At 42.9% G+C, this 15,051-nt stretch carries 11 protein-coding genes and 1 other annotated feature; of the genes, 6 read left to right on the forward strand and 5 right to left on the reverse strand.

The features are described from left to right. The first annotated feature begins 136 nt into the window (after window positions 1-136). Window positions 137-565: an Lrp/AsnC family transcriptional regulator gene (locus NV379_RS18410; protein ID WP_258208806.1), complete on the forward strand. Its 429-nt coding sequence runs from the start codon at window positions 137-139 to the stop codon at window positions 563-565. Here NV379_RS18410 and NV379_RS18415 read toward each other — a convergent pair. Together NV379_RS18415 and NV379_RS18420 are read right to left on the reverse strand one after the other, a co-directional pair. Beyond that, window positions 542-1,075: a methylated-DNA--[protein]-cysteine S-methyltransferase gene (locus NV379_RS18415; RefSeq protein WP_258208807.1), complete on the reverse strand. Its 534-nt coding sequence runs from the start codon at window positions 1,073-1,075 to the stop codon at window positions 542-544. The two genes, NV379_RS18410 and NV379_RS18415, sit on opposite strands and share 24 nt — an antisense overlap. Beyond that, window positions 1,056-1,661, reverse strand: coding sequence for a bifunctional transcriptional activator/DNA repair enzyme AdaA (locus NV379_RS18420; protein WP_258208808.1), 606 nt, complete (start codon window positions 1,659-1,661; stop codon window positions 1,056-1,058). Before NV379_RS18420 ends, NV379_RS18415 begins: the two co-directional genes overlap by 20 nt. A gap of 193 nt (window positions 1,662-1,854) precedes the next feature. On the opposite strand from NV379_RS18420, the gene NV379_RS18425 reads away from it, so the two are divergent. From NV379_RS18425 to NV379_RS18435, 3 genes are all read left to right on the forward strand, one after another. Then, window positions 1,855-2,868: a hypothetical protein gene (locus tag NV379_RS18425; RefSeq protein ID WP_258208809.1), complete on the forward strand. Its 1,014-nt coding sequence runs from the start codon at window positions 1,855-1,857 to the stop codon at window positions 2,866-2,868. 175 nt (window positions 2,869-3,043) lie between these two features. Beyond that, window positions 3,044-3,661 (forward strand): DUF2087 domain-containing protein, encoded by a 618-nt coding sequence (locus NV379_RS18430; protein WP_258208810.1) that lies wholly within the window; start codon window positions 3,044-3,046, stop codon window positions 3,659-3,661. A 311-nt stretch (window positions 3,662-3,972) separates the two neighbouring features. After that, window positions 3,973-8,046: a glycosyl hydrolase family 18 protein gene (locus tag NV379_RS18435; protein WP_258208811.1), complete on the forward strand. Its 4,074-nt coding sequence runs from the start codon at window positions 3,973-3,975 to the stop codon at window positions 8,044-8,046. A gap of 52 nt (window positions 8,047-8,098) precedes the next feature. On the opposite strand, the gene ileS is transcribed toward NV379_RS18435, so the two are convergent. The 3 genes from ileS to NV379_RS18450 form a co-directional block, all read right to left on the reverse strand. Then, complete coding sequence (ileS, locus tag NV379_RS18440; protein WP_258208812.1) at window positions 8,099-11,179, reverse strand: isoleucine--tRNA ligase; 3,081 nt, start codon at window positions 11,177-11,179, stop codon at window positions 8,099-8,101. 216 nt (window positions 11,180-11,395) lie between these two features. Beyond that, window positions 11,396-11,651, reverse strand: a binding site (T-box leader). A gap of 52 nt (window positions 11,652-11,703) precedes the next feature. Further along, the gene (gene bshB2, locus NV379_RS18445; protein ID WP_373426130.1) at window positions 11,704-12,357 is read right to left on the reverse strand and encodes a bacillithiol biosynthesis deacetylase BshB2; all 654 of its coding nucleotides are present in this window, start codon (window positions 12,355-12,357) and stop codon (window positions 11,704-11,706) included. A 15-nt stretch (window positions 12,358-12,372) separates the two neighbouring features. After that, window positions 12,373-12,717: a YojF family protein gene (locus NV379_RS18450; protein WP_258208814.1), complete on the reverse strand. Its 345-nt coding sequence runs from the start codon at window positions 12,715-12,717 to the stop codon at window positions 12,373-12,375. A 257-nt stretch (window positions 12,718-12,974) separates the two neighbouring features. On the opposite strand from NV379_RS18450, the gene NV379_RS18455 reads away from it, so the two are divergent. Both NV379_RS18455 and NV379_RS18460 read left to right on the forward strand, forming a co-directional pair. Further along, on the forward strand, window positions 12,975-13,892 hold the full coding sequence (locus tag NV379_RS18455) for an ABC transporter ATP-binding protein (RefSeq protein WP_258208815.1): 918 nt from the start codon (window positions 12,975-12,977) through the stop codon (window positions 13,890-13,892). Window positions 13,893-13,895: 3 nt separating this feature from the next. Further along, window positions 13,896-15,050, forward strand: coding sequence for an ABC transporter permease (locus tag NV379_RS18460; RefSeq protein ID WP_258208816.1), 1,155 nt, complete (start codon window positions 13,896-13,898; stop codon window positions 15,048-15,050). Window position 15,051: the final 1 nt, after the last annotated feature.

The following is a 15,051-nucleotide window of genomic DNA, read 5'->3' on the forward strand; positions in this document are numbered from 1 at the left end:
AAAGCACCTCTTATCTTTATAATTGGGAGCAAGAATATTTCCTAATAATAGGATAACGAAATAAGAGGCATTCGAATATAACTTAGTGAAACGAATGAGAGGGATTCTTTTTCAAAGTGAAAGGATAGGTCATTAGATGAATCATTCCATGATTGATGATACAGATTATATGATCCTGAAGCATTTACAGCTAAATGGAACCTTGTCCCAAAAGGAACTTGGGCAACTTGTTCACTTAACAGGGCAGGCAGTGGGTGCGCGAGTACGGAGGCTGCAAGATGAGGGGATTATTGAAGGTTATACGATTCGGGTTAATCCTGATAAGCTCGGGCAATCGGTGCAATCCTTCGTTACGTTGTTCATGAAATCACCGAATGCCCATCAGCAGTTGCAGTCCTATGTTATGCAAAATGATGCGATTATGGAATTACATCGTGTAAGTGGTGAGGGTTGTTATTGGATGCGTGTACGGGTAAGTAATCATCAGGAACTGAGTACGTTGTTAGATGAACTTCTGCATTACGGTAATTACAAAGTGAGCTTATCGATTAATCAGGTGAAATGAGCCTTCGAGTGCAAGCAGCTGCTTCTTTATCTCTAACCCGCCTCGATAACCGCTGAGCGAACCATCTTTTCCAATGACGCGGTGACAGGGTATGGTGAGGAGTAGTGGATTAGCGCCAATGGCAGTGCCTACAGCTCGTACGGCAGCTGGTTTCTGAATGTGATGAGCAATATCGGAGTATGTCATCGTCTGTCCATAGGGGATATGGCACAAAGCTTCCCACACCTCACGTTGAAATGTTGTACCCTGATAATCACTTGGCAACGTGAAAGCATGAAGGTTTCCTTGTAAATAGTTGATGATCTCTTGCTTATAAGGCTGCATACCTTGTTCATCTTGGACCAAATCTTGTTTTGGAAAATGCTTCTTCACCCATGTCTCCAATTCTTCAATTGGAGCATGCTGCGATCCGACATAGCATAGCCCCTTGGATGTTGCCGCGATATGAAAATGCCATTCTTCTAGCTCAATTGTTGCCCAGCGAATGGGTTCATGAGATGGATTCGTCATGGTATTTCTCCTCCTTCATTTCTTTTATCTGTTTGTCGCGATATGCTGCGGGTGTGAGCCCGGTTTTCTTTTTGAAAAGGGTAATGAAATAAGGCGTATTCGGAATTCCTACTTGCTCTGCAATTTCCGCAATGGACAAGTTGGAGTGATCAAGTAACTCACAGGCTTTATTGATTCGTAATTGTTGAATGTAGTTAACAGGAGTTAGACCCGTCACTTGTTTGAATACACGATGAAGATGGTAAGGGCTGCCGTGACAGTGATCGGCAAGTTTCTCAAGCGAAAGATTCTCATGGAAATGGTTGTCGATATAAAATTTCATCTGAGCTACCCATTCTTCGTTCGGCAGCTTCTCACCCGTTGGTTTGCATCGTTTACAAGGACGGAATCCATCTCTAAGTGCTTCGAGATAATTATTAAAAATACGCACATTGGACTTGAGCGGAGCTTTGGATTTACAAGATGGTTTGCAGAAGATCCCTGTCGTCTTTACGGCATAAATAAAGGTTCTGTCATACGTCGAATCGTTGCTTAGGATCGCTTGCCACTTTTCATCAGATAGATCATGTTCGGGTTTGTGGGTCATTATGTGTTCACCTCCATTAACAGTATAACCCTTGAAAAAGTGATTTGTACGGTTTAGGGAATGGATGCGCAAGATAGTGAAATATGAGGATAAGGACTTAGGAAGGATTTACTAGTTGAAATTTATTGTCGTATAATAGCAGGAGTCTGACAAATCTAGTATTTAACATCAAATATATGGAGTGACGTTCATCATGTGGATGGTTATGGGGATATTTGGCTTACTTGTATTTCTTGCAGGGATAGGGATTTTGCTGCACGCAGTATTTAAAGGAACGGGCAAAACCTTACTGTATGGTGGGGTTGCACTTGGAGGATACATACTCTTCATGTTATGCGGTTATCAGGTGATGCAGGATGTGAACGCGAAGCCTGTGCAAGTAGAAGCTGCGATTCAAGAGAAAGTACCAGCAGAGCAGCCATTAGAAGAAGAGAAGAAAGTAGAGACAGCGGAAACAGCTGAGACAACGACTACGAATACGTCGACGACGACAAACACGACTACGGGTCTAGATCCAGCACTTGTTGCATGGCTAGCTATTTGGCAGGAAGAGCGGGCAAAGTTAGTATTAACACCCAATAATCTAACGACGGAACCTGCTACAAGTGGTAAAGGTAAAGAAGTAAGTAAGCAGCCAGTTAAAGGGAATCCACCGGCGAAGCAGCCTGCGACTTCAAACGTAGATCCAACTCCGCAACCTCAAGCGACGAAAGAACCAAGCAAGCCTGTGGAAACGCCTAAAGATCAAGGAACAGAGCAGCCGAAAGGCGAACAGTCTCAAGAGACGAAGCCTGAACCACCGAAAGATACGAGTTCTAATGGTAGTGAACTTACGAAATTAGGTGGAATTGGGGATACACTTTCCGCCTTTATTAAGAATTATGGTGAGAAAGCGGGAACTTTAGAGAATGCAACTTTTAAAAGCGGCAAACTTAAGGCAACATTCCTAGCGAATAACCGAGCGATCTCGATGGATTATGCATATAGCGGCACACTAGGTGAGGCTATGGATTTTGTAAAAGATCGTATCCCCAATGATGCTGTGAGAGTGAAGGAAAAGACAGTTAGCAACAACTTGTTGATTCAATACAAGAGTGATCTGCTCTCCATGGTTGTGAGTCACAGCGATTTTGTCGTTGTCATTGCGAAGAATGCGAATGATACCGTTCAAGCGATTAGTATGACCTTAGGTACGGTTAGTCAATAACAACTGGAATAAGGAATTTAATTAGAGAAATAAGGAACGCGCCCTTTTTTGGGCGTGTTTTTCTTTTTTAAAGTTGACAAATAATTCAATCTTTATTAAGATCTATTTTAACAAGTGTCTAATTAGATGATTATTAAATTAGAATGAAATTACATTCATTCAAGGAGGTGCTTGTATGCAGCTTAGTAAAATTGTCAGTTATCACAAAGCATTAGCAGACCCGACACGTATTAAGATGTTGATTCTGCTTGCAGATGGAGAGAGTAGCGGTCAGATGCTGGCGGAGAAGTTAAGTGTTACTCCAGCAACGATTACCCATCATGCGGCTAAGCTTCGAGAAGCGAGTCTCATTAACGAGCGGCGGGAGAAGAATACGATTTATTTTACACTGAACGATTACTTCATTAAGAACAATGCAATGGCAACTGCAAATCTAATTTATCGCAAAACGGCCTTAACAGGAGATGAGGACATGCTGGATAATCAAGATCAGAATGAGCGGATGCGTACATCCGTGTTGAACAATTTCTATACAGCGGCAGGGAAGCTGAAGCATATCCCCGCGCAGTATAAGAAGAAGCTTATCGCTCTGGAGTATATGGTGATGAAGCTGGAGAAGGGTAAGAAATACCCGGAGAAAGAGCTGAATGAATTTATTAAGACATTCCATGAGGATTTTGCGACGATTCGCCGGGAGTTCATTATGCATCAGTTTATGTTTAGGGAAAACGAAGTGTATGAGATGAACCCGCAGGAGTTATGGACGGACTGGCGGACGGTGGGGAGTAAGTAAGAGGCGGCTGCGAGAGCCGTCTTTTTAATATCATTAAATTTACAAATAATATAAATTTATCCATAAAAATATAAAAGTATCCCTTGTTGATTACTGGGCTATGGTACATGATGGAATGTAACAAACATGCACTTGTACATATTTTTTAAAATGGAAAAAAGGAGGAATCGATGGTTTAGGAGTTGTTCATAGTTCATTGTTCATGAGATCGACCACATGTTAAAAGCTTAAATTCGATATGAATCGTAATTTAGAATTTAATAGGGGTGATTATTCTGCGTCCAATTTCGAGGAAAAAATCCAGATACTTCATGAATCTATTTATGGTTGCTGTACTATTCTTAGGTATGTTATTTCAAGCATCTGCCGTATTTGCAGAAGAATCAAAGGTTCTCGAGCAAGGGAACGTAATTACGACTCCGGAAGTTCCCGCTCAGAATGAACAGGAAACGAAGTCAACTACAGTGACACCTGATCCAGGGGTGGAGACAACAGACCCAGATGCTCCTCAAAACTTACGATTGAAGGAAGGCTCGATAACTGATAAAGGTGCCACGATTGAGTGGAATCTTGATCCAAACAAAAATGATATTGAAGTGTGGTATATCAATGAAAAAGGTGAAGATGAATATCTGGATTGGGGTAACAGTGGAAGTAAAGTGATAGGGAAATTAAGCCCAGGCACGACTTATAAGTTATTTATTACGTGGTATGAGCGACCAGCAACAATGGCTCACAAGAGTAATCTGATTGATCTGACTACTCGTGCAGATAATACCACCCCATCTCCGACTCCTGAACCTGCTGTAGCAGGAGCTAGAAATTTAAAGTTTAGCGAGGTAACTCATAACTCTGTGAAATTAAATTGGGATCCTGCTCCAGGTATCGAGCATTATTGGATCTGGCAACCGAAGAACCCAGATGATATGAATACGCCGACTAAAGATACTTATATCTTCTGGGCAAATGGAGGAGAACAAACAGTAGGTGGACTAGATTCTGAGAAGACATACACCTTCTTTGTAGGCCCAGATGGTGTCCAATCTGAGAATCTTAAGCCACAGCAGAAGAGTAATCCAGTTACATTCACGACGCTCAAGAATACGACTGAATACCCCGATCCTCCACTCACTCCACCAAGTAATCTGAAGGTTATAGGGATTTCTGATCAATCTGTCACCTTAAACTGGGGAGCAAGCCCCAAAGCTACTGGCTATGATATTTATGTGAATGGTGACTGGAAAGCAGGTACATGGTCAAACGATGCAACATCCTACACTTATACTTCTACCGAAGCCATAAAACCGGGTACCAAACTTATATTTGAGGTAGGGGCGCAGAACCCACCGAACCCAGTCTCCGTCAACAGTAATAAAGTCACATTAACTTGGGGTGAGTTAGCCACACCGCAGCATCTTCAAGTCGTCACAGCAACTCGATCGACTGTTTCACTAGGGTGGTCACCTATATCTGGAGCGACGAGCTATGATGTTTACCGGGATGGTGAATGGATTAGTACGACGGATGTTAGTCGTTATGTAGATAATGGTTTGACAGAAGGAAAAACTTACTCCTACTCCGTTATCGCTAAGAATGAACTTTGGGCATCTAAGCGAAGTGCATCTATCCAAGCAACTCCGGGTAGCAATTATAACATCGTGACTTATTATACTTCTTGGTCAGGTAGCTCAACCGCACGTAACTTTAAGCCATCGGATATGGATGCAAGTCAAATCACCCATATTTTGTATGCGTTTTCAGATTTGTGTTGGAAAGGATATGCAACAGGTGCGAAAGTTTGTCAGAACGAGAATGTTCCTTTGCAAAATAGATATGTGTTTGATGGCGAAATGATCTTGGGTGATTCCGAAGTGGATATGGCATATTTTAAAGAATTTGAAACAATCAAGGCAAAGCATCCACAGCTCAAGATACTTGTATCTGTTGGAGGGTGGTCTGGTTCGAGAAACTTCTCTAATATGGCTGCTACCGAGGAGACACGGCATGCTTTTGCCAATTCAATCGTTAAATTCTTGCGCGAATATAAACTTGAGGGTATTGATATTGATTGGGAATATCCAGTTGAAGGCGGGGAAGAAGCAAATTCCAGAAGACCAGAGGATAAGCAGAATTACACATTAATGATGAAGACATTGCGCGAAGCACTTGATGCAGCAGGTTCAGAGGATGGCAAGTATTATTTGCAAACGATTGCATCTGGGCAAGGCGATAATTTTACAGTGAATGCCGATTTCATGAATTCTGCTCAATATCTTGATTTCATTAACATTATGACCTACGACTATAGTGGTAGCTGGGAGAAGCTTGCAAATCACAACTCACCGCTATTTTATGACAAGAACCATCCGAGAGCAGCTACTTCAGCCCCACGTAACAATGTTCAAGGAGGAGCACTTGGTCATTTGAAAGGCGGCGTTCCTAACTACAAGCTTGTTCTAGGTGTTCCTTTCTATGGAAAAGGATGGAGCGGTTGTCCGGAGAATGGTCAGTACCAGACTTGTGAAGGAAGTACTTCCTCTGGTACATGGGAAGGCGGAATCTTTGACTTTGCGGACGTAGAGCGTAATTTCGTGGATAAGAATGGTTATGTTCGTTATTGGAATGAAGCTTCGAAAAACCCGTATGTATATAGTCCAGATACGAAAATATTCATTACGTATAATGACAAAGAAACGATGATGTACACGGCATCTCTTATCAAATCATTAGATATTGCAGGTGTGATGAGTTGGGAAATTAGTGGAGATCGCAATCGGACGCTAACGACGCAACTATTGCACGATTTGCCGATTGATGGGGTTGTAAATCCAAACTTACTTCTTGCTCCAGAAAAACTTGCAGTTAGCTCGAAGACTGCGACTACGATGAATCTTAAATGGGATGCTGCCCAAGGAGCTACCCACTATGAAGTGTTCGTAAACAAGGAATATGTAGGTACAACTGGTTCTACATCTTATTCTTTAACTTCACTTACAGCCAATACGAAGTATGATATTCATGTTCTAGCAATTGTGAAGTCTGAAACAAATATTGAAAAAGTCTCTGTTGCAAGTCAAACTGTAAGCGCAACCACATCTTCTGGTCCTGTAATAACACCAACACCAACACCAACGCCAACGCCAACGCCAACAACATCTAATCCATCATCTGGAGGTGGTACAACTACGCCATCGCCATTCACTCCACCTAAAGATCAGCTGGAAGCACAAGTCACGAAGAATGGGGATAAACTATCTGTTACGATTAAGACGGATGCTTCCGTCAAAGCGATTCAAGCATCTACTTCGAATCAGTTTACCGTGAAGGTGAGTGACAAAGCGAAACAGACGGAAGTTCAGCTTCCGAAAGAAGTCATTGCTGCTTTGATGAAGAAGGGTGAAGGGGCTTCACTTCAGATTGTGACGAGTGGTGTCACCTACACGATACCTGTGCAGTCACTGCCAACAACAGGGGATATTCTTATTACGATTCAAACGCCTGTTGCAGCAAACGTAGATCAATTCGCTAAGTTGAGTAAAGAACAAGGACTACAAGTTCGTGTTGAACCGCTTGAGTTCAAAATCGAGCAGCGACTTGCGAATCAATCTACCGTGGAAATCACAGATTTCGGTAATCGTCTTCTAAGTCGTAAATTTACGATTAGCGGTAAGGATGTTGATGCTAATCACTTAGCAGGCGTAGTGTTTGATCCAGTGACCCAAACCGCATATCCTGTGCCAACACTTGTAACGAAGAACGCGGATGGAACGCTCACAATCGATTTGAAACGTGCGGGAAATAGTATGTATGCCGTTGTCGAGTCGAAAGTTGCTTTTCAAGACGTTATCGAAGATTGGGCGAAGCAGGATGTACAACTAGCGGCAGCCAAACAGATTATCGCTGGAGAGCACAAGGATCATTTTGGTGGTGAGACTTTAATGACTCGTGCTGATCTGGCTGCATTGCTTGTAAGATCATTAGGGATTGTTCCGCTCGATGCGAATACAGGATTTACTGATGTGACGAAAGAGACGAAGTACGCGAAGGAAATTGCTGCTGCTCAAAAAGCAGGAATTGTTCATGGCAAAACAGCCAGTACATTCGCTCCTGATGAACAAGTGACTCGCGAAGAGATGGCGGTTATGCTTGCGAACGCGATGCAAATTATCGTGAAGAAAACGGAAGGGAAAACAGATTTGTTAAATCGTTTCGAAGATCTGCAGTTGGTATCTGACTTCGCAAAAGCTTCACTGGCACTCATCCTTGAAAATAAAATCATGATAGGCGTGTCGGATACGAAGTTCGATCCTCAATCGTCTATTACGAAGACACAAGCTACTGTAAGTGTGATGAGATTGCTAAGGAGTCTTGGTTTATCCAACTAGGGTATAAATGAAAGAGGGCAGCCCCTAGTGGGAGCTGCCCTTCTTGCTGTTTCTATTCGATTCGCAAGCCAAGTTGCTTATCTCCAATACTTGCTGGTTCCATATCTACACTTTGCCCGAAGGTAACTTTGTGAAGTAGTACATTTTCTTGCAACACATGATCGAATCTCTCTAATGCTTCTTGTAACTCCGAATCGACATCTAATGTGAGATGAACACGTTTATCGATCGGTAAGTCCAGCTTCTTGCGCAAATCTTGAACGACACGGATAACTTCTCGAACATATCCTTCTTGCTTGAGTTCTTCTGTGATCGTCGTATTCAAAGCAACATGAATCTGGTTGTAAGATGCCGTTGCGAAGCCCTCAGCACCTTGTTTTTCGACGAGCAGTTCATCAAGTGGGATTCTAACATTTTCACCATCTAAAATAGTATCAAGGTATCCTCGGTTTACAACTTCCTTAGCATCGGCTTCAGGCAAGTCTTTGAGTAAATTTTGAATCGTTCCGACTTGCTTGCCGTACTTCTTACCTGCAAGCTTCAGATTCAGCTTGAAATGGTATGTGATGAAGCTGCTGTCGCTCTGCTCCATACGAATGCTCTTAACGTTGATTTCATCTTTAATGATGTCCGCAAAGCGGTCTAAGCTAAATTCACGATCCATGGAGATCAACAGCTCAGACAGTGGCTGACGCGTCTTGATGCTCGTTTCATTGCGGATGTTTCTCGCTAACTCAACAATTTGACGTGCTGTCGCCATGTTCGTCTCAAGAATAGTATCAATCAGCGCAGCATCCACAGTCGGATAATCTGCTAAGTGGACGCTTGTTTTGCCATGCAGATTGCCATAGATGTCTTCCGCTAGAAGCGGAGCATAAGGTGCGATCATCCGAGCCAATGTCAGCAATACTTCGCGTAAGGTTTGGTAAGCGGATATTTTGTCTGTGGTCATCTCACTGCCCCAGAATCGGTCACGGGAACGACGGATGTACCAGTTACTAAGCTCATCAACGAACATTTCCATCGACTTCGCAGGATTGAGTAGGTCGTATTTCTCTAAGCCTGTAAGAACAGTCTGCAGTGTTGTATGCAATCGAGATAAAATCCAACGATCCAATTCATTCGTTGAAGGCTGGATAGCATAGTCTTCATAATTGTAATTATCAATCGTTGCGTAAAGCGAATAGAACGCATGTGTGTTATGGATCGTGTCAATAAATTTAGTTTTCGCTTCAGCGACGATCTTTGTGGAGAAGCGTTTGCTGCTCCAAGGCGCGCTGTCGGACAACAGTGCCCAGCGGAACGCATCAGTACCGTATTGTTCGATGACATCCCATGGATTGATACCATTTCCCTTACTCTTGGACATCTTCTGTCCGTGCTCGTCTAGGACGTGACCTGTAGAGATGACAGCCTTGTATGGCGCTTGCCCGTTGAATAGAGTAGATATAGCCAACAAGCTGAAGAACCAGCCGCGCGTCTGATCGATCCCTTCGGAAATTAGATCAGCAGGGTATTGCTCTTCAAACATCGTTTGATCACCGAACGGATAGTGGTATTGTGCGAATGGCATCGAACCGCTGTCAAACCAAACATCGATCACTTCAGGCGTTCTATCCATTGTTCCACCACAGGAGCAGCGCAATTTCACATCATCAACAAAAGGCTTATGCAAATCCAGACTCTCATCCAATGGCCCAATCGATTTGTCGTACAAGTCCTGTCTGCTGCCCGGTGCATATTGACTATCGCAATCTTGGCAGAGCCAAATGTTGAGTGGAGTACCCCAATAGCGATTGCGGCTGATGTTCCAATCGACAAGTTCTTCAAGGAACTTACCGAATCGACCTTCACGCAAATGACCCGGATACCAATCAATTTGGCTGTTATTCTTAATTAATTGCTCTTTGACGGCTGTCGTGCGGATAAACCAGCTTTCCATTGCGTAATAGAGAAGCGGGGACTTACAGCGCCAGCAGAACGGATAGCTGTGCTCATATTTCTCTTTGGAAAATAGTAGTCCGCGATGGGCAAGCTGTTTCACAATATCCAGATCGCATTCTTTCACGAAACGCCCTGCAAAGTCAGTCACTTGCTCGGTATATCGTCCTGCTAAATCGACGATATTGACAAAATCCAGCTCATGCTCCCGTGTTGTTCTATAATCGTCTTCCCCGTGTGCAGGCGCGATGTGTACGATTCCTGTACCGCTCGTATTACTTACATAATCCGCATCGATGACGATGTGTCCTTTGCTTACTGAAATATAGCCGAACGGCGGCTCATAAGGTGTACCGACGAACTCAGCACCTTTATGTGTGGATAGGACTTCATAATCTTGCTTAAACACTTTCTCCACAAGGGCTTGTGCCACGACATACGTCTCATCGTTGTGCTTCACACGCACATAGTCGAGTTCTTTGTTGACTGCAAGCGCAACATTGGCAGGAAGTGTCCAAGGGGTAGTCGTCCATGCTAGGAAAATATCATCGCCAGTTTTACTTCTAAACTTCACCGTCGCACTCAGGTCAACCACATCTTCATAACCTTGTGCGACTTCATGCGAGCTGAGTGTAGTCTGGCAGTCTGGGCAATAAGGACTTACACGATGCCCTTTGTACAGCAGATCCTTCTTATGAATTTCAGCGAGGATATGCCATACACTCTCGATGTAATCGTTGGTTAACGTGACGTAGGGATGATCCATGTCTGTCCAGTAGGCGATGCCCTCAGTTAGTTCACGCCACTGCTTCTCGTATTCGAACACGCTGTTCTTGCATTGTTCCACGAACTTCGCAACACCGTAGTTCTCGATCTCCTGCTTACCTGAGATGCCTAATTCCTTCTCAACCCCCAGTTCAACTGGAAGCCCATGCGTATCCCAACCTGCCTTACGAACAACGCGGTAACCAGACATCGTCTTATAACGTCCAACGAAATCTTTAATCACTCGACCCAGTACATGACCGATATGCGGCAGACCATTAGCAGTCGGCGGGCCTTCATAGAACACAAAGTTCGGTTTGTCTGCTCGATTGTCTATCGATTTACGAAACGTATCCTCTTGCTTCCACTGCTCTAAGATGCGCAGTTCCCGATCGCGCGCCCTTTCCTTCACATCAACTTTTCTCATAGGTATTCATCCTTTCTGCATACATCAGTTAGTTTGCTCAAAAGTCTAACGAAGAAGAAAAAAGCAATTGGAAGAGTGAAACGTCCGCCTTTGAAATCGTAAAAATACCATTAAACCAATTCAAAATTTACGATTGAGACAGCGGCTGGAAATGCTTTTTTCTTCGTAGTGTACCGACTTTTGATCAAACTCCTAAACACAAAAAAATCCCGCCCCCGAAGGGACGAGATTGAACTCGCGATACCACCCTTGTTCTGATTGATTCTTATCTCAAGATTCGCTCAGCACTCTACTACGCACTATCATGCGCGGCCCTTGTAACGGCGGGATCCCGGGTTAGCTTACTTGTATACGTTCAGCTTTCCTTCTCAGAGAGGATTATCGGCTATTGCTTGAACGTTGGCTTTCAGCACAAGGCCAACTCTCTGGGGATCAAGGAAAACAGCTTACTTTTTCTCGTCAACGAATGTATTAGAAAATGAATTTATATTAGGTTTACACAATTTTGAAGTATTTGTCAAATGCTAATGCCTATAAGTCCAATAAACTTCCTTCGATAAATATGCTAGAACGCCCGGATTCCGATCGACTTCCGCCTCACGGATCATACTAGCCGTCTGAGATGCATGAGCTCTCAGTGAATTTAGTTTCTTATCTAACACCGCACTCACATCGATCTCGATATCGGGATTTCCCATTTCTTCACGGCAGTTTTTACTAAAAGCTTTCAGATATACCGTTGGACGTTTCTCCTCAGGTATACGACTGACAGCAAGCAGTGTTGCCGCGCCAATTGCATTGTGATCGGGATGAACAGCGTGTTTGGAATCAAAAGTAACGATTAAAGAGGGATTCGTCTCTTCAATAATCTGTCCAATACGATCTGCGATCTCTTCCCGACTTTCGAACTCAACAGTCTTGTCTCGATATCCAAGAAGACGAAGATCTTGTAGGTCAATTGCCGCACATGCCTCATTCAATTCTTCTAAGCGAAGAGCAGGCATTGTTTCTCGATTGGCAATCATGGGATTACCCATATTGCGTCCCATTTCGCCAAGCGTAGCGCATACATAAGTAACAGGTACACCTTGTGCAGTATTTAGAGCAATAAAGCCCGACACACCGAATGCTTCATCATCAGGGTGGGCTAATACAACTAGTATATGACGTTCCATTATAGCACGGCTCCTCCCTTAAAATGGTTTATGACTAAGTTCAAGTGCGACAGCTAGTCGACCCTCATCATCATATCCCGCAAGTAATAAACGTCCCAGATCATCAATCTCATAATGGGTTAACCCTTCGGCATAAATCCAACCAAATGCAAGCTTCAAACCTGCTCGATAAGGATGCTCTCCAGCAATGCTTCCACTCGTAAATTGAACAAGACCGTTACGGATATAGGCACCAACTGTCATTTTTTTATCATCATTGTGAGATGCATATGCACCATTGGTTGTTTCCAAATGCAAGTACACATCTTGATTCGCATAACTATTAATCGCCTGCTGGACGATCTCTTGCTGTATAAGTTCCAACTTTAGTTCCTCCCTGATATGAATAGAAATTCTATAATTCTATTGATTATATACCAAATTACTAAAAGTAAGAAAGATCATAATCGAAAACATAAAGTCAAATCAAATAATAAGTGTTTCCCACAACTTGATTATTTGACAGTTATGACACCAAATGAGCCTCTTAAGTTGCAAAAGTATAGCCTCAATTAGAAGGTGTTAGACTGTGACTATGTTAGGAAACTACCTATACAAAACAATTTTGGGGAGGCTAAAGAATGCGTACAGTATTCTCTGGAGAAGCAATTAATTTTAGTTATAACAAAAAGAAACCGGTGTTAAACGGTCTTTCACTTTCGATAGGTGACCGACAAATTTATGGATTACTTGGACCCAATGGTGCTGGTAAATCAACTTTGACCAAAGTCATGCTAGGGCTGGATAAACCTCAAAGTGGCAGATTGCAATGGTTCAACGAACTTCCTAACCAAAGTACAAATAAGCGTGTCGGTTATGTACCACAGGATCTCGCCTTGCTGTACGATCTGTCTGCTTATGAGAATGTTCAGTTCTTCGGAAAACTATATGATCTCAAAGGTGAAAGATTGGAGAAACAAGTACGATTTGCACTTGAATTTGTAGGCTTATGGGATGAGCGCAAGCAGAAGCCGAAGAAATTCTCAGGCGGGATGAAGCGTAGGCTGAACATTGCATGTGGAATCGTACACAACCCGGATGTCATCATCTTGGATGAACCTACGGTTGGGGTGGACCCTCAATCACGTAACCGAATTCTGGATGCTATTCTCGAATTGAATCAAATTGGTACAACGATTATATATATTTCGCACTATATGGAAGAAGTTGAGAAGATTTGCTCTCATGTTGGCATTATCGATCAAGGACAGCTTCTATGCGAGGGTAAATTAAGTGATGTGATTGAAGAGCATACCGATCAGGCGGTATTGAAACTGGAGCTCAATCGTAAGACTACGAATTACACGGATCAATTGGCTAATTATGATGTGATTGCAACAGACGGGAATCAAGTGGAAATTGGTGTTCCGAAGAACGATGTGGAAACAATGACCCGAGTGAAAGAAGGATTTGGAGACGAAGTGAAGAGCTTCCAGTATATATCTCCGAACTTGGAACAAGTATTTTTTAAATTAACAAAAAAGAATTTGAGGGATTAAGCCATGTGGACAATATTCGTAACGAGTATGAAGCGGAAGGTTAAGAATCCGATTATTATCGTCAATTATATTTTACTGCCACTGCTGTTAATTCTCATTCTAGGCAATGCCTTGTCTGTCGTGTTCGAAAGTGATGAAGGCAGTAAGACGGCTGCTGCTGTTAGTCTAAAGCAAGTAAAGACAGTCGTCGTCAATGAAGATAGTGGTGACTTGGGTACGAACATTATGAAGTTTCTTACAAGTGAAGACAATAAAGTGATGTTCGACGTAACGGTAAGCACGAATAAGGATGAAGCGAAGAAACAGTTGGAATCGGGTGCGTATGAGCAGTTCATCTATTTGCCAGCTGATCTTACTAGCGGATTTAAGGACAAAAAAGATAGCAGTGTCACGATCTATGGGAAAGACAGCAATATAGACAAGGTCAATATTACAGGGCTCACTCTTTCGGCATTCGGTGACGGTTACCTGGCAATGAATGTACTAAGTCAGAATAATGAACCGATCATGTTCACTCATGTGTATACAAACTTATTAACATCAGGTAAGGCGCTAGAGGGAGGACAATCTTCAAGCCAAATGACGGCACTTAGTTATTACGGGGTAACCATGCTCGTCCTGATCTTGTTCTATGGGCTAGCCAATACAATGAACTTTATCCAAGAGGAGTATAGCGAAGCACTTGGTGAGCGCTACTTAATCTCTCCCGTTTCCAAAAAGTCGTTGATTCTAGGCCAGTTATTTACAGGATGCTCCATCTCGATCTTGCAAGGATTAATTATTGTGTATTTTGCAAAATGGTTCTTTCAAGTTAGCTATGGTGAAAACATGCTTGTGGCGCTGTTAATCGTCTTCGTAGGTGCGGTATTCTTTAATGCACTAGGACTTATTCTTGGTGTGATCGCAAGGCGCTTTAAGCAGGTGGATAACATTGTGACACTGCTCATTCCGATTATGACGTTCGTAGGTGGCGGATTCATTAAAGTGGATTTTGGCGGACTCAAAAGCTTTAGTGTAAATGAAATATTCCAACGACCTTTATTCGATTACATTCAACAAGGCACATTGAACTTGATGCCCCTATTTACTTCACTAGCACTTGCGATTGGTTTTATTGGAATATCCGTCTTTGCATTAACAAGAAGGGAGGCGAGATAAG

Source organism: Paenibacillus radicibacter, from assembly GCF_024721995.1.
GTDB lineage: Bacteria > Bacillota > Bacilli > Paenibacillales > NBRC-103111 > Paenibacillus_AM > Paenibacillus_AM radicibacter.